The sequence below is a fragment of the Nocardia terpenica genome (assembly GCF_013186535.1).
In the GTDB taxonomy this organism is placed as follows: Bacteria; Actinomycetota; Actinomycetes; order Mycobacteriales; family Mycobacteriaceae; genus Nocardia; species Nocardia terpenica.
In genome coordinates, this window is the sequence record NZ_JABMCZ010000003.1 from 2,175,867 (window position 1) to 2,202,257 (window position 26,391).

The 26,391-nt window shown below is 69.5% G+C and carries 26 protein-coding genes and 1 pseudogene; 18 read left to right on the plus strand and 9 right to left on the minus strand.

The window, feature by feature from the left end; genetic code table 11:
• Window positions 1-101: 101 nt before the first annotated feature.
• Window positions 102-1,064 carry a class 1b ribonucleoside-diphosphate reductase subunit beta gene (gene nrdF, locus HPY32_RS31665; protein ID WP_067578349.1) on the plus strand — a complete coding sequence of 321 codons (963 nt, stop codon included), beginning with the start codon at window positions 102-104 and terminating at the stop codon, window positions 1,062-1,064.
• Window positions 1,065-1,149: 85 nt separating this feature from the next.
• Here nrdF and HPY32_RS31670 read toward each other — a convergent pair whose 3' ends face one another.
• The 3 genes from HPY32_RS31670 to HPY32_RS31680 form a co-directional block, all read right to left on the minus strand.
• Window positions 1,150-1,794: an MspA family porin gene (locus HPY32_RS31670; RefSeq protein ID WP_231951319.1), complete on the minus strand. Its 645-nt coding sequence runs from the start codon at window positions 1,792-1,794 to the stop codon at window positions 1,150-1,152.
• 394 nt (window positions 1,795-2,188) lie between these two features.
• A complete protein-coding gene (gene dnaN, locus HPY32_RS31675) occupies window positions 2,189-3,292 on the minus strand; it encodes a DNA polymerase III subunit beta (RefSeq protein ID WP_067578353.1) in 1,104 nt (367 codons plus the stop codon).
• Window positions 3,289-3,654 (minus strand): hypothetical protein, encoded by a 366-nt coding sequence (locus HPY32_RS31680; protein WP_067578354.1) that lies wholly within the window; start codon window positions 3,652-3,654, stop codon window positions 3,289-3,291. Before HPY32_RS31680 ends, dnaN begins: the two co-directional genes overlap by 4 nt.
• A gap of 132 nt (window positions 3,655-3,786) precedes the next feature.
• Between HPY32_RS31680 and HPY32_RS31685 the strand changes: the two genes are divergently transcribed.
• Window positions 3,787-4,143, plus strand: coding sequence for a hypothetical protein (locus tag HPY32_RS31685; RefSeq protein WP_156673879.1), 357 nt, complete (start codon window positions 3,787-3,789; stop codon window positions 4,141-4,143).
• Here the strand turns inward: HPY32_RS31685 and HPY32_RS31690 are convergent, their stop codons facing one another.
• Entirely contained in the window at window positions 4,144-5,217 is a 1,074-nt protein-coding gene (locus HPY32_RS31690; protein WP_067578358.1) for an iron-siderophore ABC transporter substrate-binding protein, read from the minus strand.
• Window positions 5,218-5,428: 211 nt separating this feature from the next.
• On the opposite strand from HPY32_RS31690, the gene ctaD reads away from it, so the two are divergent.
• The 9 genes from ctaD to HPY32_RS31735 all read left to right on the plus strand — a co-directional run bounded on the left by ctaD (window position 5,429) and on the right by HPY32_RS31735 (window position 15,092).
• Window positions 5,429-7,165: an aa3-type cytochrome oxidase subunit I gene (gene ctaD / locus HPY32_RS31695; RefSeq protein ID WP_082870594.1), complete on the plus strand. Its 1,737-nt coding sequence runs from the start codon at window positions 5,429-5,431 to the stop codon at window positions 7,163-7,165.
• A 271-nt stretch (window positions 7,166-7,436) separates the two neighbouring features.
• The gene (serB, locus tag HPY32_RS31700; protein ID WP_156673880.1) at window positions 7,437-8,660 is read left to right on the plus strand and encodes a phosphoserine phosphatase SerB; all 1,224 of its coding nucleotides are present in this window, start codon (window positions 7,437-7,439) and stop codon (window positions 8,658-8,660) included.
• Window positions 8,661-8,945: 285 nt separating this feature from the next.
• Window positions 8,946-9,398: a protease inhibitor I42 family protein gene (locus HPY32_RS46310; protein ID WP_067578364.1), complete on the plus strand. Its 453-nt coding sequence runs from the start codon at window positions 8,946-8,948 to the stop codon at window positions 9,396-9,398.
• 60 nt (window positions 9,399-9,458) lie between these two features.
• A complete protein-coding gene (locus tag HPY32_RS31710; RefSeq protein WP_231951320.1) occupies window positions 9,459-10,214 on the plus strand; it encodes a peptidyl-tRNA hydrolase in 756 nt (251 codons plus the stop codon).
• Window positions 10,215-10,358: 144 nt separating this feature from the next.
• A complete protein-coding gene (locus HPY32_RS31715) occupies window positions 10,359-11,189 on the plus strand; it encodes an ABC transporter ATP-binding protein (protein ID WP_067584487.1) in 831 nt (276 codons plus the stop codon).
• Window positions 11,190-11,250: 61 nt separating this feature from the next.
• On the plus strand, window positions 11,251-12,078 hold the full coding sequence (locus tag HPY32_RS31720) for an NUDIX hydrolase (RefSeq protein ID WP_067578368.1): 828 nt from the start codon (window positions 11,251-11,253) through the stop codon (window positions 12,076-12,078).
• A gap of 11 nt (window positions 12,079-12,089) precedes the next feature.
• A complete protein-coding gene (locus tag HPY32_RS31725) occupies window positions 12,090-12,854 on the plus strand; it encodes an enoyl-CoA hydratase-related protein (protein ID WP_067578370.1) in 765 nt (254 codons plus the stop codon).
• A 37-nt stretch (window positions 12,855-12,891) separates the two neighbouring features.
• Entirely contained in the window at window positions 12,892-13,857 is a 966-nt protein-coding gene (locus HPY32_RS31730) for a class I SAM-dependent methyltransferase (RefSeq protein WP_067578372.1), read from the plus strand.
• Window positions 13,858-13,892: 35 nt separating this feature from the next.
• Window positions 13,893-15,092: a THUMP-like domain-containing protein gene (locus tag HPY32_RS31735; protein WP_067578374.1), complete on the plus strand. Its 1,200-nt coding sequence runs from the start codon at window positions 13,893-13,895 to the stop codon at window positions 15,090-15,092.
• Here HPY32_RS31735 and HPY32_RS31740 read toward each other — a convergent pair.
• The gene (locus tag HPY32_RS31740) at window positions 15,070-16,425 is read right to left on the minus strand and encodes an outer membrane protein assembly factor BamB family protein (RefSeq protein ID WP_231951321.1); all 1,356 of its coding nucleotides are present in this window, start codon (window positions 16,423-16,425) and stop codon (window positions 15,070-15,072) included. The two genes, HPY32_RS31735 and HPY32_RS31740, sit on opposite strands and share 23 nt — an antisense overlap.
• A 177-nt stretch (window positions 16,426-16,602) precedes the next feature.
• Here HPY32_RS31740 and HPY32_RS31745 point away from each other — a divergent pair, with 177 nt between their 5' ends.
• A complete protein-coding gene (locus tag HPY32_RS31745) occupies window positions 16,603-17,340 on the plus strand; it encodes an acyltransferase (protein ID WP_171983184.1) in 738 nt (245 codons plus the stop codon).
• Window positions 17,337-17,879 (plus strand): DUF1697 domain-containing protein, encoded by a 543-nt coding sequence (locus HPY32_RS31750; protein ID WP_067578378.1) that lies wholly within the window; start codon window positions 17,337-17,339, stop codon window positions 17,877-17,879. The genes HPY32_RS31745 and HPY32_RS31750 overlap by 4 nt, the downstream gene beginning before the upstream one ends.
• A gap of 103 nt (window positions 17,880-17,982) precedes the next feature.
• Here the strand turns inward: HPY32_RS31750 and HPY32_RS31755 are convergent.
• Window positions 17,983-19,282, minus strand: a pseudogene (locus HPY32_RS31755) (NAD(P)/FAD-dependent oxidoreductase).
• 110 nt (window positions 19,283-19,392) lie between these two features.
• Between HPY32_RS31755 and HPY32_RS31760 the strand changes: the two are divergent.
• The 5 genes from HPY32_RS31760 to HPY32_RS31780 all read left to right on the plus strand — a co-directional run bounded on the left by HPY32_RS31760 (window position 19,393) and on the right by HPY32_RS31780 (window position 24,191).
• Window positions 19,393-20,250 (plus strand): LysR family transcriptional regulator, encoded by an 858-nt coding sequence (locus HPY32_RS31760; protein ID WP_098699004.1) that lies wholly within the window; start codon window positions 19,393-19,395, stop codon window positions 20,248-20,250.
• A 79-nt stretch (window positions 20,251-20,329) separates the two neighbouring features.
• A complete protein-coding gene (locus HPY32_RS31765; protein ID WP_067578382.1) occupies window positions 20,330-21,061 on the plus strand; it encodes a response regulator transcription factor in 732 nt (243 codons plus the stop codon).
• Window positions 21,062-21,068: 7 nt separating this feature from the next.
• Window positions 21,069-22,427 (plus strand): HAMP domain-containing sensor histidine kinase, encoded by a 1,359-nt coding sequence (locus tag HPY32_RS31770; protein ID WP_067578385.1) that lies wholly within the window; start codon window positions 21,069-21,071, stop codon window positions 22,425-22,427.
• Window positions 22,428-22,789: 362 nt separating this feature from the next.
• Entirely contained in the window at window positions 22,790-23,464 is a 675-nt protein-coding gene (locus HPY32_RS31775; RefSeq protein WP_067578387.1) for an MspA family porin, read from the plus strand.
• A gap of 64 nt (window positions 23,465-23,528) precedes the next feature.
• The gene (locus HPY32_RS31780; protein ID WP_067578389.1) at window positions 23,529-24,191 is read left to right on the plus strand and encodes an MspA family porin; all 663 of its coding nucleotides are present in this window, start codon (window positions 23,529-23,531) and stop codon (window positions 24,189-24,191) included.
• A gap of 58 nt (window positions 24,192-24,249) precedes the next feature.
• Here the strand turns inward: HPY32_RS31780 and HPY32_RS31785 are convergent, their stop codons facing one another.
• From HPY32_RS31785 to HPY32_RS31795, 3 genes are read right to left on the minus strand one after another with little or no spacing between them, the layout of a single operon-like run.
• Window positions 24,250-25,419, minus strand: a complete 1,170-nt coding sequence (locus HPY32_RS31785; protein ID WP_156674282.1) for a cytochrome P450 family protein — start codon at window positions 25,417-25,419, stop codon at window positions 24,250-24,252.
• Between the two features lie 14 nt (window positions 25,420-25,433).
• Entirely contained in the window at window positions 25,434-26,063 is a 630-nt protein-coding gene (locus HPY32_RS31790; RefSeq protein WP_067578391.1) for a GTP-binding protein, read from the minus strand.
• A complete protein-coding gene (locus tag HPY32_RS31795; RefSeq protein WP_082870597.1) occupies window positions 26,038-26,385 on the minus strand; it encodes a DUF742 domain-containing protein in 348 nt (115 codons plus the stop codon). The genes HPY32_RS31790 and HPY32_RS31795 overlap by 26 nt, the downstream gene beginning before the upstream one ends.
• Window positions 26,386-26,391: the final 6 nt, after the last annotated feature.

Here is a 26,391-nt window from a genome sequence, read left to right on the forward strand (position 1 = left end):
AAGGTGTTGTGTTGCGCAACGTTGTCGGCCCCCAGTAGTAGTGTTCTGGGTGTGGGAGTTCCCGCAAGGTCCGGCGAAGTGAGAAGGGTGTGTGAGCGGGCGTGAAGCTGATCGATCGTGTCTCCGCGATCAACTGGAATCGGGTGCCCGACGAGAAGGATGCCGAGGTCTGGGACAGGCTGGTCGGCAACTTCTGGTTGCCGGAAAAGGTTCCGGTGTCCAACGACATTCCGTCGTGGGCGACATTGACCGCGCAGGAGAAGCAGCTCACCATGCGCGTGTTCACCGGCCTCACCCTGCTCGACACCATCCAGGGCACGGTCGGCGCGGTGAGCCTGATCCCGGATGCGCTGACCCCGCACGAGGAGGCGGTGCTCACCAACATCGCGTTCATGGAGTCGGTGCACGCCAAGAGCTACAGCTCCATCTTCTCCACGCTGTGTTCCACGCGCGAGATCGACGACGCCTTCCGCTGGTCGGAGGAGAACCGTAATCTGCAGCGCAAGGCCGAGATCGTGCTGGAGTACTACCGGGGCGACGAGCCGCTCAAGCGCAAGGTGGCCTCCACGCTGCTGGAGAGCTTCCTGTTCTACTCCGGCTTCTACCTGCCCATGTACTGGTCCTCGCGCGCCAAGCTCACCAACACCGCCGACCTGATCCGCCTGATCATCCGCGACGAGGCCGTGCACGGCTACTACATCGGCTACAAGTATCAGAAGGGCCTCGAGCAGCTGTCGCAGCCCGAGCGCGACGAGCTCAAGAACTACACCTTCGAGCTGCTGTTCGAGCTGTACGAGAACGAGGTCGAGTACACCCAGGACCTCTACGACGAGGTCGGCCTCACCGAGGACGTCAAGAAGTTCCTGCGCTACAACGCGAACAAGGCGCTGATGAACCTCGGCTACGAGGGCCTGTTCCCGAAGGACGAGACCGACGTGAACCCGGCCATCCTCTCCGCCCTCTCCCCGAACGCCGACGAGAACCACGACTTCTTCTCCGGCTCCGGCTCCAGCTACGTCATCGGCAAGGCCGTCAACACCGAAGACGAAGACTGGGAATTCTGACCGGTAGTCTTCGAAAACGACTGAGCCCCCCGTCATTCCGGTTCACACGATGGTGCCGGAGCGGCGGGGGGCCTTCGTTTGTCGGTCAGAGGGTGACCGGGTCGCCGTAGACGGTGACCGTGTTGTCGTTCGCCGCCGTGGAGACGGTGGCGGTGGCGAAGGTGCGCATGGTGACCGGGCCCAGGCAGGAGTCGACCTTGATGTAGGACTGGTCCACGGTGATCGAACCGTGCTGGTCCGCAAGGGGTTTGGTCCCGAGGGTGACGTTGGTGATCGCTCCGGGCTTGAGGGTCGAGGTGATGCTCGGCTGGACGATCGCGGAACCGCCGACCGACACACCCGGTGCGGGGCCGATGGTCACGCCCGCGTTCGGGCCGACCTGCACGTTGAGACCGAGCTGCACGCCGGAGGACACGTCGACCTGGCAGCCGAGCTGGTAGCCGACGGTGATGGTGCCGCCGGTCACCGGCTTGGAACCGGAGCCGGTGACGTCGGCGACGGCGCCGACCGAACCGAAAGCCTCATGGCTGGTGGGTGATCCGTTGAGCGAGCCGCTTCTGTCCAGGCTCTCGTGATTCTTGGTGATCGATAGTGTCCAGCCGTCGTCGGTCACCACCTGGCGCTGCTTGTCCGGCATGGCGTCGGCGGCAGCGCTGCCCGCCCCGACACCCGCTATCACCGCTGCGGTGACTACTCCCGAGATCGCCACGATCGATACTCGCAAACCCACGAACCGCATCCTCAATGTCGATGTATTGTTCCGATATGCCGTGGTCGAACCGCTCGAAGGTTCCGAGTGGTTCGAACCGATTAGTACGATGCCCCGAAAAGCGCTCGGCCGCAAGACCTTCCGGCGAGTCCGGTGCGCTGGCACCGCGGCCCGCCCCCGGGTGCGGCGTTATTGCCTTCGAAGCCCCCGAGGATGTCGTGCCGCAGCTGACCGGCGTTCATATTCCCATCATTCCGACGGGATATCGGACCATTCAAGGGCCGTATCGGACCGATGTATAAGACTTTCACTAAAGAATTTACTGTAATCGCGAAGGGGAGGCCGCCGCGCTGCTCAGGGGTGCGCCTCGATCATGCAATCGCGACGGCGCGACCGCCCGTTACAGCCTCGTTCCTCATTCGGGAAGCCGCACCGGCATAACGAAATACCACTGCCGATTCGGCGTGGATTCATCGTCGGCCGGTCGAATGGCGGCCCCCCGCCGCGGGCCGTCGAGGGCGACATCGACGGCGGGCGTACGCACGGTGGTGAGGCCGTCCAGCAGATAGCGCGGATTGAAGGCGACCGTCATCGGATCGCCGCTGTATTCGCAGGGCAGGACATGCTCGGCGCGGCCCTGGGCGACATCGCCCGCCGCCAGCCGGACGCTGGACTCGGTGAAGGACAACAGGATTCGGGTGCCCTGCGACAGCAGCGCCACCCGCCGCACCGCCTCGACCACCGCCGCGGTCCGCAGCCGCGCCCGCGCCGGATGCCGCACGGTGAGATAGCGTTGGTACGGAGCGTAGGGCAGGTCGAGCAGCCGAATCGTGTGGTGGTCGTGCGCGGTTCGCAGGCCGAGCACGGATTGCGCTGTGCCGGTGGAGATCTCGACCCGCTCACCGGTGAGTACCTTCGTCGTGTCCACCAGGGCGCGCGCGGGCGCCAGCAGCGTCGACCCGGATTGTTCGGCGACCCAGTCGAGTTCGCGCACGGCGATGCGGAATCGGTCGGTGGCCACCAGGCGGATGAAGTCGGGATGGAACTCCACGGTCATGCCCGTCAGCATCGGCAGCGTGTCGTCGCGCCCGGCGGCCACGGCCACCTGCGCCACGGCCGCGGCGAAGTCCGCCCGGTCGACCGAGCCGCGCGCCGCCGCGGCCGCGGGCAGGTCCGGATAATCCTCGACGGGCATGAGCGGCAACGAGAATCGCGCCTGCTCGCACTCGATGTGCAGCGCCGACCCGTCGTCGAACAGCTCGACCGGGTGCAGCGGCAGGGTCTTGGTGATCTCGGTGAGCAGCCGCCCGGACACCAGCACCGCGCCGGACTCGGCGACGGTCCCGGTCACCGTCGCGCACGCGGACACCTCGTAGTCGAACCCCGACATCGACACCGAGCCGTCCGCGGCGCGGATCAGGATGCCGCCGAGCGTCGGGACCGGCGGGCGGTTCGGCATGCCCGGTCCGACCGCCGCCACCGCCGCGGCCAGCGCGTCTCGATCCATTCGCAGCCTCATCGTCGACCCTCTTCCGTTGTGCCGGTGCGATATTCGAGCCGGTGGTGCAGCGCGCTCGCCCGCGCGTGCGCCGCCTGTTTGGAGCGGTAGCCGAAGGCCACCGCGATCCGGGCCCACCCCACGCCGTGCTCGCCCGCGGCGCGCATCAGCTCCAGCTCGAGCCGGTCCAGGTCGCTGCGCGCGGCCGACAGCAGCACCGCGCAGGCGTCGAGCACCGCCTCCGGCATCGCCGTCGCCTCGTCGGCGGCGAACCGATCCAGCACCGCGCGAACGAGATTGGCGGGGTCGGGGGTCGAGGCGTCGGGCGGCGAGCCGAGCCAGTCCCGCAGCACCTTCCGGTCCGGGTGCGTCGAATCGACCATGCGCGTCACTGTAGCGCACCGTCAAAAATTTTTTGACAGTTCTAAGTCTCGTCTCAGAGTCGCTACCTACTGTTGATCTACGTAGATTCCGCCGGGAGCGGCGGGGACCAGAAATGAAAGGGCAACGAAGCCATGACACGACCTGTCGCAGGCAAGGTGTTCGCCGTACTCGTCGCGCTGGCCGCGATCGGGACTTTCCAGGCGGGCAGCGCCGCCGCGGATTCGGCCAGCCTGTCGGGCGCCTCACACGGCGGCGGCTCGGCGCACACCGGCAACTCGGGCATGCACGACACGACCGGTGCCCACCGGGGTGATCCGATGGGGTTCAACCACACCGATCGGAACCCGGTGCTGCAGAACCAGCATCAGGACGCCACGCGCAACTACCACGCCGAGCGCAACAGGCAGCTCGCCGAGGGGTCCAATGTGTCGGTCCGCGAGGGCGGGGCCGAGCGCTACACCTGCACCGTGCGGGACCCGAACTGCTGATCAGTCACTGACATAGGCGTTGAGCGTCGCCCGCAGATCCTCGAGCATCGCGCGGGCGGCGGTGACGCCGGACCCGTGCCAGATGTCGTCCTCGACATTGAACAGCCGCTTGTCGGTGGCCGCGCCGAGCTTCTTCCAGTCGGCGCCCTTCATGACGCGCTGGCCGTAGCTCTTCCCCTCGTCGCCGTCGAACAGCACATAGATGATGTCGCCCTCCACCTTGGCCCGCTCGGCCTCGGTGCCGAGGGCGCTCACCGTGTAGGAGTGCGAACGCTGCGGCCCCGGCCGCTGCACGCCCGCGTCGGCGAGCACCTGACCGGCGAAGCTGTCGTTGCCGAGCACCTGAATGTCGTTGCCGGAGAAGCGCACCACCGACGCCTGGGAGAAGGACGCCGCGATGCGCGCGCCGAGGCCGCGGGCGTCGGCGTGATAGGCGTCGAGCGCCTTCGCCGCGGCCCCGCGCCGCCCCATCGCGTCGGCGTACGCGGTGTAGGTGTCCTGCCAGGCACCGGCGGGGACCAGCACCGTCGGGGCGATGCCGCGCAGCGCGTCGGCGCCGCCGTCGCCCGCGGTGCCGACGATCAGATCCGGGTGCAGCGCAGCGATTCTTGCCGCGTCCGGGCTGCCCACCCCGCCGATGCCGGGAACGATGGCGATGCCGGTGCCGAGGTAGGAGGGCTGCGGCGTGGGCCCGGCGACGGTGGCCGCGCCGACGATCCGCTTCCACAACCCCAGCGAACAGGCCGCATCCAGGGCGGGGGTGTCCAGGACGACGATCCGCTGCGGATCGGCGGGCGCCTGCACCCCGTTCACCTCGTGCGTGCCCGACGCCTGATCCGGGTCGGTCGGCAGCGGGCACGCCTGGCGGGTGTCGCGTTCGATGCCCACCACGTCCGCGCCCGCGATATTGGTGGTGGTGCGCACGATGCTGGCGTCGTCGTTGGACCCGGTACCGCACGCGGTGAGCAGCGCGGCGGCGGCGACCAGCGCCGCGCTACCGGCGCGCAAACGCCGTGCCCGGGTGCGGTTGCGAGCTTTGGTGTTTCGGGTGGGGTCGACCTCGATCACCGCCATGCGGGGAAGGGTACACACGACCTCGGCGTCCCCCAATTACGACACCGAGTAGGACCGGGAGTGATGCTTGCGGCAGCACGGTTTACGATGCGTAGTAGCGCAAGCCACCCGTCGTTCGCTGTGCGCCGACCGGACCCCGAAGCGGGGCGCCGTCTCGGACCGGAAGCCGTGCGTACGACAACGACCAGAAGGCATACCTTCAGGAGGATCAGTGACTGCTGTAGAGCCCCAGCCAGTCCCCAAGTTGGAAGCGACTCGGCCGTACCCACAACGACTGGGTCCGAAGGGTTCGTTCATCTACAAGATGGTCACCACCACCGATCCGAAGGTGCTCGGGGTGATGTACCTGGTGACGGCGATGTCGTTCTTCCTCATCGGTGGCGTGATGGCGCTGCTGATGCGCGCGGAGCTCGCCCGCCCGGGCCTGCAGTTCCTGTCGCCGGAGCAGTTCAACCAGCTGTTCACCATGCACGGCACGATCATGCTGCTGTTCTATGCGACCGCGATCGTGTTCGGCTTCGCCAATATCGTGCTGCCGCTGCAGATCGGCGCGCCCGACGTCGCCTTCCCGCGCCTGAACGCGTTCAGCTACTGGCTGTACCTGTTCGGCGCGACCATGGCGACCGCGGGCTTCATCACCCCGGGCGGCGCCGCCGACTTCGGCTGGACGGCGTACACGCCGCTGTCGGACATCGTGCACTCCCCGGGCGTGGGCGCGGACCTGTGGATCATGGGCCTGGCCGTCTCCGGCCTCGGCACCATTCTGGGTGGCGTCAACATGCTCACCACGGTGGTCTGCCTGCGCTGCCCCGGTATGACGCTGTTCCGGATGCCGATCTTCACCTGGAACATCGCCGTCACCAGTGTGCTTGTGCTGCTGGCCTTCCCGCTGCTGACCGCCGCGCTGATGGCGCTGGCCTACGACCGGCACCTGGGCGGGCACATCTACGACCCGGCGACCGGTGGCGCGATCCTGTACCAGCACCTGTTCTGGTACTTCGGCCACCCCGAGGTGTACATCATCGCGTTGCCGTTCTTCGGGATCGTGTCGGAGATCTTCCCGGTGTTCAGCCGTAAGCCGATCTTCGGGTACACCACGCTGGTGTATGCGACGTTGGGGATCGCGGCGTTGTCGATCGCGGTGTGGGCGCATCACATGTACGCCACCGGTGCGGTGTTGCTGCCGTACTTCTCGTTCATGACGTTCCTGATCGCGGTGCCGACGGGTGTGAAGTTCTTCAACTGGATCGGCACCATGTGGCGGGGTCAGTTGACGTTCGAGTCGCCGATGTTGTTCTCGGTCGGGTTCATCGTGACGTTCCTGTTCGGTGGGTTGTCGGGTGTGATCCTGGCGAGCCCGCCGCTGGATTTCCATGTGTCGGATACCTATTTCGTGGTGGCGCACTTCCACTACGTGCTGTTCGGCACCATCGTGTTCGCCACGTATGCGGGTATCTATTTCTGGTTCCCGAAGATGACCGGCCGCATGATGGACGAACGCCTCGGCAAGTGGCACTTCTGGGCCACCATGATCGGCTTCCACACCACCTTCCTCGTCCAGCACTGGCTGGGCGCCGAGGGCATGCCGCGCCGCTACGCCGACTACCTGCCGACCGACGGGTTCACGCTGCTGAACACCATCTCGACGATCGGCGCGTTCATCCTGGGTGCCTCGACGCTGCCGTTCCTCTGGAACGTCTTCAAGAGCTACCGATACGGCGAGGTCGTGACCGTGGACGACCCGTGGGGTTACGGCAACTCCCTCGAGTGGGCGACGTCGTGCCCGCCGCCGCGGCACAACTTCTACGAGCTGCCCCGAATTCGTTCGGAGCGTCCGGCGTTCGAGCTGCACTATCCGCACATGGTGGAGCGGATGCGGGCCGAGGCTCATGTGGGCTGGGGTTCCAAGTCGCACACGGTCAAGGAGCTCGAGAAGGTTTCGAGCTAGATCCCGGCCAAAAGCATGCCGGGATCACAGATACGAAGCGGCGGCCGTCTTTCGAGACGGCCGCCGCGTTTGTGTTCCCGGCGTGCTCTTGGCTGTGTTCCCGGCGTGCTCTTGGCTGTGTTCCCGGCGTGCTCTTGGCCGGGATCCGAGGCCGCGTGATCCCGGCCACGCCCGCGCCGTCGGCCTCGGGGAACGGATATCGGGCCTGAGACAATGGGCGGGTCCTCGGTAAGTCCGGCGGATGCGGCATTCACGACGAACGGAGCTTCGATTGAGCACGTCCGAGACGACGGTGCTGATCACCGTCACGGGCCCCGACAAGCCGGGTGTGACCTCGGTGCTGCTGACGGCCCTGTCCCGGAACGGGGTGAGCCTGCTCGATGTGGAACAGGTCGTCATCCGCGGTCGTCTCACCCTCGGCGTGCTCGTGACCTGCCCGAGCGACCCCGAGGGCCTGCAGGATCAGCTCGAGGACGCGATGGCGACCGTCGGCATGCAGGTCGACGTGGAGATCGGCGCGAATTCCGTGGCGGGCGCGCGGGTATCGACGCACGCGGTGGTGGTGCTGGGCAACCCGGTCACCGCGCGGGCGTTCAGCGCGATCGCGCGCAAGCTCGCCGAGCAGGACGTGAACATCGACTCCATTCGCGGCATCGCCGACTATCCGGTGACCGGGCTGGAGCTCATGGTGACCGCGCCCGGCACCGAGGCCGCGGAAACCCGGCTGCGCACCGCCCTGTCCGTCATCGCGGCCAAGGAGAATATCGACGTCGCGGTCGAGCGGGCCGGGCTGGCGCGACGGGCCAAGCGGCTCATCGTGTTCGACGTCGACTCCACCCTCATCCAGGGCGAGGTGATCGAGATGCTGGCCGCGCACGCCGGCGTCGAGGACGAGGTCCGCCGGGTCACCGAGGCGGCCATGCGCGGCGAACTCGACTTCGCCGAATCGCTGCGGCAGCGGGTCGCGACGCTGGCCGGGCTGGAGGAGACGGTGATCGAGGAGGTGGCCGAGGCCATCGAGCTCACCGCGGGGGCGCGCACCACCATTCGCACGCTGCGCCGGTTGGGATTCCGCTGCGGCGTGGTGTCCGGCGGGTTCCGCCAGGTGATCGAGCCGCTGGCGCACGAGCTGGAACTGGACTTCGTGCAGGCCAATACGCTCGAGGTGGTCGACGGCAGGCTCACCGGCAAGGTGATTGGCGAGATCGTGGACCGCCCGGCCAAGGCGGTGGCGCTGCGGCGCTTCGCGGCCGAGACCGGGGTGCCGATGGACCAGACGGTGGCGGTCGGCGACGGCGCCAACGACATCGACATGCTAAATGCCGCCGGGCTCGGCATCGCCTTCAACGCCAAGCCCGCCCTGCGCGAGGTCGCCGATGCCGCCCTGTCCCACCCGTTCCTGGACGCGGTCCTGTTCATCCTCGGCGTCACCCGCGACGAGGTAGAAGCCGCCGACGCCCGCGACGGACTGATTCGCCGCGTGCCCTTGGGCTGACGGTCGCGGCTGTCGTCAATCCTGCGCTACCGCAGGCGGTGTCAATCCTCGTAACCGCGGCCGTTGTCAATCTCGTAACCGCGGGTGGTGTCAATCCTCGTAACCGCGGGCGGCGTCAATTCTTCAGTACCGCGGGCGGCGGTTTGCCCGTGGTTCGGGCATGCTGGACATCGGAATTGGAATAAACGGTCGGGTGCGGCCCGAGCGAGTCGACAGGTTTGTCCGCTCGGTGGCGTCGGCGGGGAGGGCGCCTCGTGCCCGGCCGACGACGAATGGGAGGACAGCGTGCGAATTCCCCTGCTGATAGTTGCGCTAGGTCTCACTCTCGCGGCGTGCGGCACCAATCATTCCGGGGCGGCGGACCCGACCTCGGCCGCCGCCCCGCCGCCCACCACCGCGGCCGCGCCACCGGTGAACGTCGGCGCGGATGGCAACGGCAAGGACGTCACCCTGGCGGTGGGCCAGAACCTGGTGGTCACGCTGGCGGCCAACCACACCACCGGCTACAGCTGGCAGACCCAGGACCTGGACCAGAAGATCGTCAAACAGGACGGCGATCCCGAGTACCACCCCGCCGTGACCACGAGCAACCCGCCCATCGGTTCGGGCGGAACCTCGGTGTGGCACTTCACCGGCGCGTCGCCCGGCACCACCACCCTGGTCCTGAACTACGCCCGCTCCTGGGAGCAGAACACCGCCCCGGCCGAGCACTTCACCACCACCATCCACGTCCGCTGACCCGCGCACGCCCGGGCGATACGCTGTGGTCCGGGTGTTGTTCGCGATCGGAGTGATGTGGTGGTTTCCGCGGCGGCGGAGTTGGATGCCGGGTTTCGGGTGCGGCATGCGGAATTGACGCGGGGTTACGGGGGCGGCGGCGACCCCGCGGATCCGGCCCTGGTGCAGGCCATGCAGATGGTGCTGCACATCCGGAAGCTCGACCCGCCGCCGCGTAGCGCCCTGCTGGAGGCGGCGGCCGCGGCGGCCGTCGCGGTGTGCCTGGACCCGCGCGTCGGCCCGGACGGCGAATGGGAACAGCGCTACCTGACGTGGAAGCGCTCGCGCATCCGCAAGGTGGCGCGGCGGGCGCGCGGCGCGCAGTGGCTGGCGGCGGGCGAGGTCGACGGCGTGACCATCGAGGTCGACGGCGCGCATGCCCGCGCGCTGGTGCCCGGCCCGGTCGGCGACATCGACCCCCGCATTCGCAAGCTGCAGATCGGCGGCACCGATCTCGACCACGACGATCCGGGACCGCCCGATCCGGAAGTGCCGGTGCTGTGGGTGAATTCGGCGCTGGGCATGACGGTCGGCAAGGCCGCCGCACAGGTCGGGCACGCGAGTATGCTGCTGGCCGGGGCACTGCCGGTGCAGGCGGCCTACGCCTGGTCGCTGCGTGGTTACCGATGCGCGGTGCGCGACGCCGACGCACGGCGGTGGGCCGGGCTGTGCCGCCGGGTCGCCGCCGGTACGGCCACCGCGGTGCGCGACGCGGGCTTCACCGAGGTGGCCCCCGGCTCGATAACGGTGATCGCCGTACCACCCGACCACGCATGACGCGCCGACCGGTCGACGTGACGTCGACGGTGCGGCAGGATCGTGCTCGATTTTCGCGACGGACCGACGGATAGGACGATGCGCACAATGACACCGGGCACGCGAACCGACCGGGACGAGCAGGCTACCCGGCCGTCGGACAAGATGGAGCCCGTGCCGCAACCGGATCCAGATCTGCTCATCGATTTCAACGAGGTGACCGTTCGACGCTCGGGCCACACGCTGGTGGGTCCCGTCACCTGGCAGGTGGAGCTCGACGAACGCTGGGTCGTGCTCGGCCCCAACGGCGCCGGGAAGACCTCGCTGCTACGGATGGCCGCCGCCGAGATGCATCCGACCTCCGGCCACGCCAATCTGCTCGGCGAGGTGCTCGGCAAGGTCGACATCAGCGAGCTACGCCCGCGCATCGGCCTGTCCTCGGCGGCGGTGGCCAGCCGGGTGCCGCTGGACGAGAAGGTCAGCGACCTGGTGGTGTCCGCGGGCTACGCCGTGGTCGGCCGCTGGCGCGAGAAATACGACGACGTCGACACCGACCGCGCCGTCGACATGCTGGAAAGCCTGGGCGCCGAACACCTTTCCGACCGCGCCTACGGCACCCTCTCCGAGGGCGAGCGCAAGCGGGTGCTCATCGCGCGGGCCCTGATGACCGATCCGGAGCTGCTGCTGCTCGACGAGCCCGCCGCCGGGCTCGACCTCGGCGGCCGCGAGGAACTGGTCGAGAAGCTCGGCGACCTGGCCGCCGACCCCGACGCGCCCGCCACCGTGCTGGTCACCCATCACGTCGAGGAGATCCCGCCGGGCTTCACCCACGCGCTGCTGCTCAACGAGGGCAGCGTCATCGCCCAGGGCCTGCTCGACGAGGTCCTGACCGCCGAGAACCTGAGCGAGGCGTTCCGCCAGTCCATCACCCTGGACCGCATCGACGGCCGCTACTTCGCCCGCCGCTCCCAAAGGTTCGGCCGCCACCGCGCTTGAGTAGCGGAACCTGTCGCTAGGTCTTGCCCATTCCATACCAAGCAGGCGTTAGGGTGCGACTGTGAGTGAGACTGTTGCGGACGGTGATTCGCGGGGCGCGGTGCCCAAAGATGCGTCCACCGTGATCCTGGTGCGGGACAGCGCGAATGGACCCGAGGTTTTTCTTCAACGCCGGGTGCAGGGCATGGCGTTCGCTGCCGGGATGACGGTGTTTCCCGGCGGGGGCGTCGATCCCACCGATGCGCAGGCCGAAATCGGCTGGTCGGGGCCCGGTCCCGCGTGGTGGGGGGAGCGGTTCGCGGTTGCCCCCGAGCGGGCGCAGGCGCTGGTGTGCGCGGCGGTGCGGGAGACGTTCGAGGAGTGCGGGGTGCTGCTGGCGGGGCCGACCGCCGACATCGTGGTCTCCGATACCGCCGCCTATCGCGCGGCGCGCGAGCAACTGGAGAGGCGGGAGCTCTCGCTGGGCGAGTTCCTGGCCCGCGAGCGGCTGGTGCTGCGCGCGGATCTGCTGCGGCCGTGGGCCAACTGGATCACCCCGCTCGTGGAGCCGCGCCGCTACGACACCCGCTTCTTCGTCGCCGTGCTGCCGCACGGGCAGCGCGCCGACGGCGCCACCTCCGAGGCGCACGAGGTCGCCTGGCGCACTCCGGCGCAGGCCCTGGACCGCTGGCGCGCCGGGCTCGACGTGCTGCTGCCGCCCACCTGGTCCCAGCTGACCGCCCTCGGCGAATTCGCCTCCACCGCGGCGATTCTCGCCGCCGCCCCGCCCCTCGACCCGATCCAGCCGGACCCGATCGTCGTCGACGGCGCGAAGCGTTTGCAGTTCCCGAACTACACGCGCTACCTGGCCGAGCTCCCGGACGGTTCGCGCCTGCGCGGCTCCCAGTAGGCTGCACCGTCGTGGCCGAATTCGTGACTGTGGACCGCGCCGAACCCGGGATTGCCGTGCTTCGGTTCGCGCGCCCGCCGATGAATCTGATCGATCTGGATGCGGCGCTGGAGTTGGCGGCCGCCGCCGAGCGGATCGGCGCGGACCCGCGGGTGCGGGCGGTCGTGGTGTACGGCGACGAGCGGGTGTTCTCGGCGGGGGACGAGGTGGCCGAGCTGGCGCGGCTGTCGGCCGAGCAGGCGCGGGCCATGGCCGCCGATCTCCAGGGCGCGCTGGGCTGCCTGGCGCGGCTGCCGCAGCCGACCGTGGCCGCGATCAGCGGCTACTGCCTGGGCGCGGGCCTGGAGCTGGCGCTGGGCGCGGACCGGCGAATCGTCGGCGACAACGTGAAACTCGGCCTGCCGCAAATCCATACCGGGCTCATCCCGCTCGCCGGGATCCGCCGCCTGAGCCTGCTCATCGGGCCCGCACGGGCCAAGGACCTGGTGTACACCGGCCGATTCGTGGACCCGACGGAGGCCGCGGCCCTGGGCCTGGTCGACGAGGTGGTCGCCCCGGACGACGTGTACACCGCCGCGCTCGCCTGGGCCCGGCGCTTCGCCACCGGCCCGGCCCGCGCGCTCGCCGCCGCCAAGCGCGTCTTCGAGGCCGGGACGCACGGCCACGACCGCGCCCGCGGCGAGTGGGCGGCGCTGTTCGAGACCGAGGATCGCAGCGTAGGAACACGTTCCTATTTGGCGGCCGGTCCGGGCGCCGCGGAATTCGTGGGCCACTGACCGGGGCCGCGTTGACGCTCGAGTAGGCTTTCCGTCCATGACCGCACGTCCAGAGGACCCCGCGCCGAACCCGCACGCCACCGAGGCGGAGGTCCAGGCCGCGCTCGCCGACAACAAGCTGGCCCAGGTGCTGTATCACGACTGGGAGGCCGAGACCTACGACGGCAAGTGGTCGATCTCCTACGACGAGCGCTGTATCGACTACGCGCGCGGTCGCTTCGACGCGGTCGCCGGTCCCCAGCCGCTGCCCTACGAGCGGGCCCTGGAACTCGGCAGCGGAACCGGTTTCTTCCTGCTGAATCTGATGCAGTCGGGCGTGGCGAAGCGCGGTTCGGTCACCGACCTGTCGCCGGGCATGGTCAAGGTGGCGCTGCGCAATGCCGAGCACCTGGGTCTCGAGGTGGACGGCCGGGTCGCCGACGCCGAAACCATCCCGTACGACGACGACACCTTCGATCTGGTCGTGGGGCATGCCGTGCTGCACCACATTCCGGATGTGGAGCTGGCGCTGAAGGAGTGCCTGCGGGTGCTGAAGCCGGGCGGGCGCTTCGTCTTCGCGGGCGAGCCGACCACCATCGGCAACTTCTACGCCCGCAAGCTGGGCCAGCTCACCTGGAAGGTCACCACCGAGGTCACCAAGCTGCCGTTCCTGCGCGAATGGCGGCGCCCGCAGGAGGAACTGGACGAGTCCTCGCGCGCGGCCGCGCTGGAGGCCGTGGTCGACCTGCACACCTTCGATCCCGCCGACCTGGAGGCGATGGCCCGCTCGGCCGGTGCGGTGCAGGTGCACGCCGCCACCGAGGAATTCGCCGCCGCGCTGTGGGGCTGGCCGGTGCGGACCTTCGAGGCCGCCGTGCCCGCCGAGAAGCTCACCTGGCGCTACCGCATGGCGCAGTACCGCGCCTGGCTCGGCCTGAGCTGGGTGGACGAGAACGTGCTGCGGCACGTGGTGCCCCGCCAGTTCTTCTACAACGCCATGATCACCGGCGTGAAGCCGGAGTAGTGCACCGCGTCGTCGCCCGAGGGGCGTGAATTGCCGTGGCGTACGGGCTTTCTCGCGACGATGTCGGCTATCTCGGTAGCGCCGCCGGGCGCGCGGCGCTGGCGGAGGTGGCCGGGCTGCCGCTGACCCCGGCGAGCCTGCTGCGCGACCTGGAGCGGGTGCGGCGCGCGCACGGGGACCGGGCGGCGGCGCTGGTGGAGACCGTGCGGTTGCGGCGGCGGGCGGCGGCGAAGCTGGACGACGCCGGGGAGTGGTTGTTCACCGACGACGCCCTCCAGCAGGCGACCCCGAGTGCGGTGGCACGGTACCGGGCGCGACGGCTCGCGGGGCGGGCGGTGCACGACGTGACCTGCTCGATCGGCGCGGAACTGGTTGCGCTGCACCGGGAATGCCCGGCGGTGCTGGGCAGCGACCTGGACGAGGTCCGGCTGGCGATGGCCGCGCACAACCTCGCCGGTGCGGGCCACGTGCTGCTGGCGCGCGCGGATGCGCTGCGGCCGTGCAGCATCGACACCGTGGTGCTCGCCGATCCGGCTCGCCGCGCCGACGGCCGCCGCACCCACGATCCGGCCAGGCTGCAACCCCCGCTGCCGGATCTGCTCGCCGCCTACCGCGGCCGCGACCTGGTCGTGAAGTGCGCTCCCGGACTGGATTTCGACGCGCTCGAGGTCGGCGGCGAGGTGGAGGTCGTCTCGCTGGACGGCTCGGTGCGCGAGGCGTGCCTGTGGTCGGCGGGCCTCGCCGACCCGGGCGTCACCCGCCGCGCCACGGTGCTGGGCTCCGGCGGTGCGCACTGGACCCTCACCGACGCCGAGCCCGACGAGATCCCCGAGCGCGCGCCGGGGGAGTGGATCGTCGACCCCGACGGCGCGGTGGTGCGCGCCGGGCTGGTCCGCCACTACGCCGCGAAACACGGCCTGTGGCAGCTGGATCCGCGCATCGCCTACCTCACCGGCGACCGGGTTCCCGAGGGCGTGCGCGGCTTCCGCATCCTGGACCGGCTCGACTTCCGCGAGAAGTCGCTGCGCGCCGAACTGCACCGCCGCGACTGCGGCCCCCTCGAAATCCTCACCCGCGGCGTGGATCTCGATCCGGACGCGCTCCGCTCCCGCCTGAAACCGCGCGGCGATACCCCGATCACCCTGGTGATCACCCGGATCGGCCGCACACCAACGGTTTTCGTCTGCGAGACCCCGCCGGTATATCGGGCGGCTACTTCTTCTGCTCGGGGGTGAAGGCGAACAGTTCGCCGATACCGGTGGTCACCACCACCTGGCCGTCCGGCCCGATCGCGGTGCCGACCGTACTGCCCTGCGCGCCCGGCAGATCCGCCGAGGCGAGCGTGGCGCCGTTGCGGGTGTCGAAGGTGACCAGGCTCAGGGCGTCGCCGATCGGGGCGACCACGTAGCCGATCTCGCCCGCGGTCTGCACCGGGCGGCCGCGCAGCTGGAGATCCTTGCGCTCCCAGGCGATCTCGACGCTGTCGCCCCGGTCGCGCAGCGCGATCAGGTGGCCGTCGTCGCCGCCCGGGATCAGCAGGCCGTCGTCGACCGAGATCGAGCCGCGCGGCGAGAAGCCCAGGGGCTGGGTCCAGATGGTGCGCCCGTCGGCGGCGTTCACGGCGATCAGCCGCCCGCTGTTGTCGCCGACGTACACCGTCTTGCCGTCCGAGGACAGGGCCGGGCTGGTGGCGCTGCCGTCGACGAGCAGGTCGGCGCTCCACTCCTGGCGAATCCGCTTGTCGGCGTAGCGCAGTGCCACCAGCGACGCCGCCGGGCTGCCGGGCCGCCACACGGTCACGTAGAAGCGGCCCGAATCCCGGTCCACGGCCGACGCGGTGGCCACCGGGCACTGCGGGCCGCCGGTGAGGCAGTCGCCCAGGCCCTGGCCGTCGGGGGGCCGCGGCAGGTCGGGGGTCTTCAGATAGTCCGGCTCGCCGAGCAATTGGAAGGTCGGCACCTCCCGGTCGCCGGTCTGCCGATCCAGGACGTCGACCTGGCCGGACTGGCTGATCGACAGCACATTGCCGTCCCCGGTGAACTGCACCGACACCGGCACGCCCGCCACCGGGGTGCGCCAGCGCGGCTGGCCGAGCGCGTTGAAGGAGAACAGCGCGCCGCCGTCGCCGACATACACATTGGTCGCGCCGTCGATGGCCGACGCCCCGCCCAGCGCCTCCGGCCGCAACGTATTGCAGAACCGCTTGCGCCCGGTGGGCATCTGGAAGGAGAAGATCAACCCGGTGGTGCCGGGCACGCCGACGCAGTCCATCTCGGCGCGGGTGTTGACGAAGATCTGCCCGTCCGGCCCCAGCGTCGGCGGCATCGTCACCGGCCCGCCGAGGGGACGCGCCCAGCTCAGGACCAGGTGCCGCGACCCGGTGACCGGGCTGGAGGCGCTGTTGCGGGCATCGTGAAACGCCGACGGCCACCCCTTGCCCGGCCCGACGGTAATGTCGTCGAGCCGGGTGCCGCCGCATCCGGCGAGGGCCAGCACACCGACAGCGCCGACCGCCGCCGCGACCCGAATCATCGGGCGCCGCACCACTGTCCGGTTGCCGCTACGCACCTGACTGGTCTCCCTCTGCTCGTACGGGCCTGCACGAGACTAGCCGCCCCGCCGCCGCGGCGGGCCGTCGCCTCACGGTGTGGCTTCGATCCAGGGGTGTGAGCACCCGCGCGCCGCCCGAAAGTACCCTGGTACCTCGACGACGACCAGAACCCGAGGAGCAAGTTCGTGACGAGCATGTGGGGCGCGCCGCTGCGCTCGCGATGGCGGGGGTCGCGCCGCCGGGACCCGGAGCAGGCCCGCTTTCTGACCGTGGCGTCGCTGCGCTGGGTGCTCGCCAATCGCGCCTACACGCCGTGGTATCTGGTGCGGTACTTCCGGCTGCTCCGGTTTCGGATGGCCAACCCGCACATCGTGTTGCGCGGCATGGTCTTTCTGGGCCGCCGGGTCGAGATCCACGCGACGCCGGAACTGGGCCGCATGGAGATCGGCCGGTGGGTGCACATCGGCGACGGCAACGCCATCCGCTGCCACGAGGGCTCGCTGCGCATCGGCGACAAGGTGGTCTTCGGCAAGGACAATGTCGTCAACACCTACCTCGACATCGAGATCGGCGAATCGACGCTGGTCGCCGACTGGTGCTACATCTGCGACTTCGACCACAAGATGGACGATGTCACCCTGCCGATCAAGGATCAGGGCATCGTGAAGAGCCCGGTGCGGATCGGGCCCGACACCTGGGTCGCCGCCAAGGTGACCGTGCTGCGCGGCACCCGCGTCGGCCGCGGCTGCGTGCTCGGCGCGCACGCGGTCGTGAAGGGCGACATCCCCGACTTCGGCATCGCGGTCGGCGCGCCCGCCAAGGTGGTCAAGAACCGCAAGGAGGCCTGGGACGCCGCCGCCGGGGAGCGCGCGCGGCACCTGGCGGCCCTGGCCGACATCGAGCGCAAGAAGAACGGCGTCGGAACCGCATGATCCGGTACGCGGCCTGGCTGCGCGGCATCATGCCGAGCAACCCCGATATGCGCAACGAGAAGCTGCGCGCGGTCTTCACCGGACTCGGCTTCGATGCGGTGAGCTCGCTGCTGTCCAGCGGCAACATCCTGTTCGGCAGCACCGAAACCGATGTTCCCGCACTGGAATCGCGCATCCAGCGGGCATTGAACGCCGAACTGGGCATCGGCGGCGGCACCATCATCCGCAGCCGCGCCGAACTCCAAGCCCTGGTGGACTCCGACCCCTTCGCGGGCCTGACCCACGGCCGCGACACCTATCTCACCGTCACCTTCGTCAAGGACGGCGGCAAGCGCGGCGGCCCGGGCCCGCTGCCCCCGGCGCTGGCGTCCGCGGTCCGCATCGTCGGCTACGACGAGCCCGCCCGGGCGGTCCTGGCCGTCATCGACAATATGACGCCCTCGACGGCCAACCACATGGCCTGGCTGGAATCGGTGTACGGCAAGGACATCACCACCCGCACCTACCTCACCGTGCGGAAGGTCCTGGCCAAGTTGTAACCCCGAACGGCTACCACGGAGGTGGAACGCGCGGCCCGATACGACGAAGCCCCCCGGCGCCCGCGGCGGCCGGAGGGCCTGTCGTGCCGTCGGTTCGGCGGCGCTAAGCCGCGCGCTGTCGATCCTGCGGGCTGGCCTTCGGCGCGGGCGCCTGGGCGGTCTCGGCGAAACCGGGGCGGCCGGTGCCGATGAAGGCGACCAGCCACGAGGCCACCGCCGCGAAGCGGTTGCGGAAGCCGACCAGGTAGAACAGGTGCACCGCCAGCCAGGCCGCCCAGGCGATGGTGCCGGTGAACTTCACCTTGTCGTTCAGCTTGGTGACCGCGCTGAACCGGCTGATCACCGCCATCGAGCCCTTGTCCCAGTAGACGAACGGGGTGCCGGGCTGCTTCTTGCGCCGGATGATGTCGGCGACGTGGCGGCCCTCCTGCATCGCGGTCGGCGACTGCCCGGGGTACCCGTTGAGCGAGGTCATGTCGCCGATGGCGAAAATATCGGCGTGCCCGCCCACGGTGCAGTCCGGATTGATGAGCAGCCGGCCCGCGCGGTCGGTCTCGCAGCTGGTCGCCTCGGCCAGCAGCGTGGCGAAGCCGCCCGCCTGCACACCCGCCGACCACACCACGGTCTCGGCGCCGATCCGGCGCTCCACGCCGTCCTTGGTCCGCACCGTGACCTTGCCCGGCTCGATATCGGTGACGAAGGTGTCCAGCAGCACCTCGACCCCGTTGCCGCGCAACGAGTCCCGCGCGTACTCCGACAGGCTCCCGCCGAACGGGGGCAGCACGGCCCCGGCGCCCTCGACCAGCGACACCGACACCTCCTGGTGGTAGTACCCGCTTGGCCAGCTCCTTGAGCTGCCCGGCGACCTCCACACCGGTCGGGCCCGCGCCGACCACCACGAAGCTCAGCAGCCGCTCGCGGGTCTCCGCATCGGCGCCCGCGGCCTCGGCGAACACCCGCTCGATCTGGGCGCGCAGGCGCTTGGCATCATCGATGGTCTTGAGCGAGTAGGTCTTCTCGGCGAAGTCGTCCCGGCCGAAGTAGGACTGGCTGGCCCCCGTGGCGGCGATCAACGAGGCGTAGCGGATGCGGCGGCGCCCCTCGGGCGTCTCGTAGGTGAGCACGGCGGCATCGGCGTCGATGTCGACGACCGTGCCGACCCGCACGTCGGCCCCCTTGTGCCGGCGCAGCACGTGCGCGATCGGCGGGGCGATGTCTGTGGCGGGGAGCACACCCGTCGCAACTTGATAGAGCAGCGGTTGGAACAGGTGTTCCGGTGTGCTCGAGATGAGAACGTAGTTAACCGCCGACTTGCTCAGCTGCTTCGCGGCGGCGAGCCCGCCGAAGCCCGAGCCGACGATGACAACATCAGCGGTTTCGATCCCCGCATCCACATACTGCATGACAGCCTCCTTCTGTCATTACTAATCGCGATTCGGAATGCAGTTGTTCCACGGGTCAGGCGCATAATTCAGATGACTCTTATCTGGATCGTTCATGAATGGAGATCGTGATGGAACTGCGGCAGCTCTCATACTTCGTCGCGGTGTGCGAGGAACTGAGCTTCAGCCGAGCCGCCGCGCGCTGCTTCATATCGCAATCAGCTATCAGTCATCAGATCGCCCGGCTCGAACATGATCTTGGTGTGCAGCTCTTCGAGCGCTCCACACGATCGGTTGTTCCGACCGAAGCAACCACTCGGCTACTGCCGCTTGCGAAGCAGATGCTGAGCCTCGAGTCCGCCATTCGCGCAGCTGTGCGGGCATCCGGGCCCCGGATTCGCCTGGCGGCGAACATGTCCTTCGCAACAAGATCACTGTCGGCCATCGCCGGAGCACGCGAGTCGCATCCGGGGGCCGAGATCGAGTTCGTGATCAAGCCCTTCCGGCAGCGCATCGCCGCGGTCGCGGACGGCGATTGTGATCTTGCTCTCATCCGCGGCAGCGTCGATCAGCCCGGTCTGAGCGTCGAACAGCTCTGGGTGGAGGACCTCGTGATCGCCGCGTCCACCGCCCATCCGCTCGCCGGGCGGACCGACGTCACACTCGCGGAGCTCGGAAATTTCCCGTTGTTACTCCCGCCGGAACAGGAACAGGTGCTGCTGCACAACGTGGTCCGGGCCGCCTTCGCCGATCTGCCCACCCGCCCCACCTACGGCCCGCCCATCCCGCCCGACCACACCGCCACCATGGAACTGATCAACCGGCCCGACGCCTGGACCATCCTGTACGCCGACAGCGCCACCGAGGGCATCGCCACCCTGCACCTCGGCGGGCGCCCCCTGCGGGTGCAGGTCTCGGCCGTGCTGCGCAGCGACGCACGCCGATCCCCTATCCTCGAGACTCTGCTTGCGGCACTGCATAATTCATAAGCGCCCCGGATCGAGAAAGATACTTGCCGGATCGGTGGATGCCGATACGCTGCAAGCGCGCGTGTAGTTGGGGTGAGGAATGGGTTTCAGCCTGATGATCGTCGAGGACGACGATCGGGTCCGCAGCGTGCTGCGACTGGCGATGGAAGACGAGGGCTACGAGGTTGCCGAGGCCGAGGCGGCCGAGGCCGCCCTGCGCCTGGTGCGGGAGCACGGCGTGCCCGACGTCATGATCATCGATCTGATGCTGGGCATGATGGACGGCTTCACCTGTATTCGGGAGATTCGCCGCGATCACGATGTGCCGATCATCGTGGTGAGCGCGCGCGACGACACCCATGACGTGGTGGCGGCGCTGGAGGCGGGGGCCGACGACTTCGTCACCAAGCCCTTCCAGATCAAGGAGATCACCGCCCGCATGCGGGCGCTGCGCCGCCGGGCCCGCCTGGTCGCCGAGCGGGAGGCCGCCGAGGCGTCGCCCGTCGCCTCCACCGACCTCGTGCTCGACGCCGACCCGCGGGCCCCGCTGGTGCTGTCCCCGGTCGCGGGGACCGTGCGCCGCGGCGCCGAGCCGATCCACCTGACGCTCACCGAGTTCCGGGTGCTGTGCGAGCTGGCGGAGCCGCCGGGGCGTGTCCTGAGCCGGACGGAATTGCTGCACCGGGTGTGGGATCGCGGCTTCTTCAGCGACGAGCGGATCGTGGACGTGCACGTGCGCCGATTACGCACCAAGATCGAACGGGATCCGTCGGCGCCGCGCCTGGTGGTGACCGTGCGCGGGCTCGGCTACCGCCTCGACACCCAGGGCTGACATCGCGGTGGACTGCGCGCGACCGCACCGGCAGAGCCTGCGGACCCGGGTGGTGCTCGCGTTCGCGCTGAGCGCGGCCCTGGTCGCGCTGCTGCTGGTGGTCTCGGTCTACACCATCGGCCGCGACTACCTGACCGACCAGCGGCAGAGCTCGGCCGAACGGCTGGCGCACGCGCACAGCGAGCTGCTGTTCACCCACCTCGGACAGCCCGGGACCGCCGAACACCGGGCGCTGCTGTCGGTGCACTCCGCCCCGGGCACCGTGCTGGCGCTGCGCTGGAAGTCCAGGTGGGTGCTGACCGGGCCGCGGGAGGTGCGCGCCGGGATCGACCTGTCGGAGCTGGCCGGGCCGAGCGCGCTCGCCCCCGCGCAGGTGCTCGTCGAGGGCGAGCCGTATCTGCGGGTCGGGGTCGCCGTGGACGGCGAGGGCGATGTGCTCTACGAGTTCACGCCGATGGCCGAGTTCTACGCGATGCTGCGGGTGCTGCGCACGCTGCTGATCTCGTGCGCGCTGGCGGCGGCCGCGATCGGCGCGCTGCTGGGCGTCTGGGCCGGGCGGCGGGTGCTCAATCCGCTGCGGCAGGTGGCGGGGACGGCGGGACGGATCGCCTCGGGCGAGCTGGAGCTGCGGCTGCCCGCCACCCGCGACCGGGACCTGTCCATGACCGTCGACGCCTTCAACGCGATGGTCGATTCGCTGCAGGAGCGGATCGAGCGGGAGCGCCGCCTGGTCGGCGACGTGAGCCACGAATTGCGCACGCCGCTGACCACTTTGACCACCGGCATCGATGTCATGCAGCGCTACCGCGACGACCTGCCGGACCGCTCGCGCCGGGCCCTGGATCTGGTGGACGCGGAGGTGGACCATCTGCGCCGCATGCTCGACGACATGCTGGAGCTGGCCCGGGTCGAGGCGGGGGTGCGCCGCGGCGCCGCCGAGCCGCTGGCCCTGGGCGAGCTGCTGGCCGAGACCCTGCAGCATCGGCGGTATCCGGCGCGGCTGCTGACCGTGGCCGCGGACGCGACGGTCGTCGGGCACAAGTTCGAACTCGAACGCGCGGTGGCGAATCTGCTCGGCAACGCCACCGAGCACGGCGGCGGCGCGGTGGCGGTCACCGTCGACCGCGCGGGTGAGCAGGCGCTGATCGTGGTCGACGACGCCGGGCCGGGGGTGCCGCCGGAGGAACGCGACCGCATCTTCGAGAGGTTCGCCACCGCCCGGGCCGGGCGGCGCTCGGCTGCCGGCACCGGAATCGGCCTGGCCCTGGTCGCCGAAACGATTGCCGCGCACGGCGGCGGGGTCGAATGCGGCGACCGCCCGGGCGGTGGCGCCCGATTCAGTATCCGGTTGCCGATCGCGAAATAGCGTGTCGTCACACAACCGCAAACAAACCGGCGATCGAATGTCATCCACTTTGCGCCGATGTCATCTTCGGAAATAAAAGACCGGCTAACATGAGTTCGGCGATAATGTGCTGCTATTAAAGATGGATCGGCAGGTCAACGCGCTGTCTTAATATCATCTCAAAGTAATCTACGGGTTGTCGAAATAAGTTGACGGACAATGCAAAGAGCCGGTAACCCGCGCGTTCCCCGCTGTTGATCAATTCGATATCCGAGCCTACTTATAAGCCATCAATTCGGCGGTAGCATGCAGCACGCCCCAAAAAGGGCGAAGCCGAGAAATCGGTGGTCGAGAGGGATCGCCGAAATGTGATGAGGGAAAGAATGAGCACCTACCGCTCGAACGGTCCGCGCGTTGCCGCCCGGGTCCTGGGAGCAGGCGCTGTCGCCACGGTGGCCGTCGGCCTGTTCTCCACCGGGGCCGCGAACGCCGACACCTTTGTTCCGCTACCCGACGGCCAGAAGCTGGGCCCCGGCGTGACGATCAGCCGGACCGGCGAACACGCCACGATCTCGCCGTCGCTCGCCGCCAACGGCGCCGGCCGGGTCGCCTGGGTCTCGGGGCTGGCCGTCGCCGAGGTCACCGCCACCCCCGAGGGCAAGGTCGGACCGAGCAACGGCGCGAGCAACGCGCCCGGCACCAACAACTCCTCGACCCACGGTTCGTCGCGGATGACCACCGGCTACATCGTGGGCTGCCAGATCAGCATCGCCAGCGACGCCATCTCCGCCAGCGCCTCCGGCGGTGTCGCGCTCACCGGCGCCAATGCCAGCGGGTCGATCTCGCTGAAGCTGGGCCCCGGCGACGTCAAGTTCGTCGAGATCGACGGCAAGGAGATCACGAAGCCGGGCACCTACGCCGTGCAGTACCAGGACCAGGAGATGCAGATCCAGGGCTGTGCCGGATACGCCCAGGCGCGCGCGTACACCGTGGTCGAGATCATCGGCGACGACTACTCCAAGACCACCCTCTACGGGGCGCCGTTCAGCATCGGCTGATCCGGTCACACTCGCCAATTCTCCACTCGCCGAAGCGAATTCGATCCCAGAGGGACATATAGACATGATCAACCGGAAATCCGCGGCCCGCGCCGCCGGGGTGAGCGCCGCCGCGACCATGGCGCTCGGCCTGTTCTCCACCGGTGCGGCCAACGCCGACACCTTCGTCCAACTACCCGGCGGTGAGATCACCCAGACGCTCGTCGACGGCACCACGGTGACCGTGCGGCTGGTGAACGAGACCGCCAATATCAACCCGTCGATGGGCGACACCCCGCTGCACCGCAACGTGTGGGTGTCGGGCCGGGCCGAGGTCGAGACCTCGAACGCCAAGGGCGGCAAGATCTACCCCGGCTACATCGTGGGCTGCCAGGTCAATATCGCCGGTGGCAAGGCCGACGGCAACGGCGGCGCCAAGACCGACTGGGAGGGCAAGAAGCCCGACGTCAACGTCGGCGCGGGCGGCAGCCTGAACCTCGGCCCCGGCCGGGCGGGCCAGTACAACATCCTCGACCTCGAGGACGCCGACGACTTCGGCCAGTCCGAGCACCTCAGCCGCAGCAAGTTCAGCGGCACCCACGGCAGCGTGACGTGGGCGGACGAGACCATGGCCGTCAACGGCTGCGCCGGATACGCCCAGGCGCGCGCGTTCGTGAAGGTCAAGGTCGACACCGACGCCGTCAAGGGGATCGTGACCCTGTGGGGTCAGCCGTTCAGCATCGGCTGACCGACGCGGGGGGACAGGCCGCGGGCCGGGTGCGAAAAGCGCCCGGCCCGCGGCTTTTTCACGGCACGGTCAGCGGCCGGCCGACGGGGAAGACCACCGGCAGCGCCGCCAGGGCCCGGTGAAAGGGCCCGGGCCGCCAGGCCAGTTCCGTGTCGGGCACGGCCAGGCGCATCTCGGGCAGCGCGTCGAGCAGTTGGTCGATCGCGCCCTGGGCGATCAGGTAGGCGGGGGAGCGGGCCGGGCAGGAGTGCGGGCCGACGCTCCACGCCAGATGCGATCGGTTGTCGGTGAATTCCCGTGCGCCCACGGCGGGATCGTTGTTGCACGCGGCCATGGAGACGACCACCGGTTGATGCGCGGGCAGCCAGACGTCGTCGACGACGATGGGCTGGCGCGGGTAGCTCACGCAGTAGTTCGCGCCCGGCGGATCGGTGAACAGCACCTCGTCCAGCGCGTCGTGGGTGGGCAGGCTGCCGCCGTGCACGCCGCTCGCGAACCGGTCGTCGGTCAGCAGCAGCCGCAGCGCGTTGGCGATCAGGTTGCGCTGCGGTTCGATACCGGCGCCGTAGAGGGTGACGATCTGGTGGCTCAGCTCCTCGTCGGACAGCCGCGTCGGATGCGCCACCAGCCGCGACACGATGTCCTCGCCGGGCCGGGACCGCTTGAGCCGCACCAGTTCCAGCACCGCCTCGGCGGCCGTCCGATTGCCCTCGTCGGCGTCGACGCCCTCCCAGACGGCGGCCTGGCCCGCCGCGATCCGCCACCCGATCTCCGGCGGGCAGCCCAGCAGCGCGTTGACCGACTCGAACGCCAGCGGAAAGGCGTACTGGCTCACCAGGTCCGCGCCGCCGTCCTCGCAGAATGCGTTGATCAGCGGGACCGCGATGCGTTCCACGACGCCGTGCAGCGCGTGCAGGTCGACGTCGGCGATGCTCTCGACATTGGCCTGCCGGTACCGGATGTGCTCGAGGCCCGCGCTGCGCTGCGCGTTGGGCCGCCACTCCAGCATCGGCAGGACCGGGCTGTCCGCCGGGACGGTCTTCTGCCAGGCGCGCGGGTCGGCGGGAAAATGCTCGGGGTCGTTGAGGATTCGCACCGCGGTGCGGTAGCCGACGACCAGGGTGGCCGGGACGCCCGGGGCCAGTTCGACCGGCGCCAGCGACCCGTACCGCCGCCGCAGCTCGCGGTAGACGCGGTGCGGATCGGCGGCGAACTCCGCGGTGTACATCGGGACGTGTCGGGTCAACGACGCGACTCCGAACGCAGGAACAGGTATTCGACGAGCGTGATCAGGGAGTGGACGCAGCCGGAGCGTCGGCGCGCGTCCAGGGCGCCGAGCGGGGTCTCCGGCTCGAGGTCGAGCGCCTCGCGGATCTCCTCCAGCGGATAGCGCGTGGCGCCCTCGAATTCGTTGACCGCCACCGCATACGGCACGCCGCGCTCCTCCAGCACGGCCAGCACCTCGTCGGCGCGGTCGATGCGGCGGGTGTCGACGAGCACCAGCGCGCCCAGCGCCCCGCGGGCCAGCTCCTCCCACAGCGGCACGAACCGCTGCTGCCCGGGGGTGCCGAACAGATACAGCGCCAGTTGCGGATTCAGCGTGATGCGGCCGAAATCCATGGCCACGGTGGTGGTCGTCTTGCCGGGCAGCCCGGCCATGTCGTCGACGCCCACGCTGGCCTCGGTGATGGTCTCCTCGGTGCGCAGCGGCCGGATCTCCGACACGCTGTTCACGAAGGTGGTCTTGCCGACCCCGAAATTGCCCGCCACCAACAGCTTCACCGACCGGGTGACGGTGTCGGGCACGTAGTCGACGGTGCGTTGTTCGGGCAGGGCGGTCGGGCGCTCAGACGGCGAGAGCGCGGAGCCCATTGAGTACCTCCTCCAGCAGGGCGACCTCCGGCAGGGCTTCGGCCGGGGCCGGGTTCACGAGGTGACCGCTGTCGAGGAGATCGGAGGCGACGATCTTCACCACCGACGGCGGCAGGTCGAGATAGGCGGCGACCTCGGCGATCGATAGCGCGCCGCGGCGGCTGCACACGCCCATGACCCGGCGCGCGTCCGGGCTCATCCCGGGCGCCGGATCCAGTGCCGCCACAACGAGAGTCACCAGATCCAGCTCCCGGGTCGCGCGCATGCGCCCGCCGGTGCGTACGTACGCCCGGACCAGGTCGGGATCACGACGGTGCCGCATGGCCGC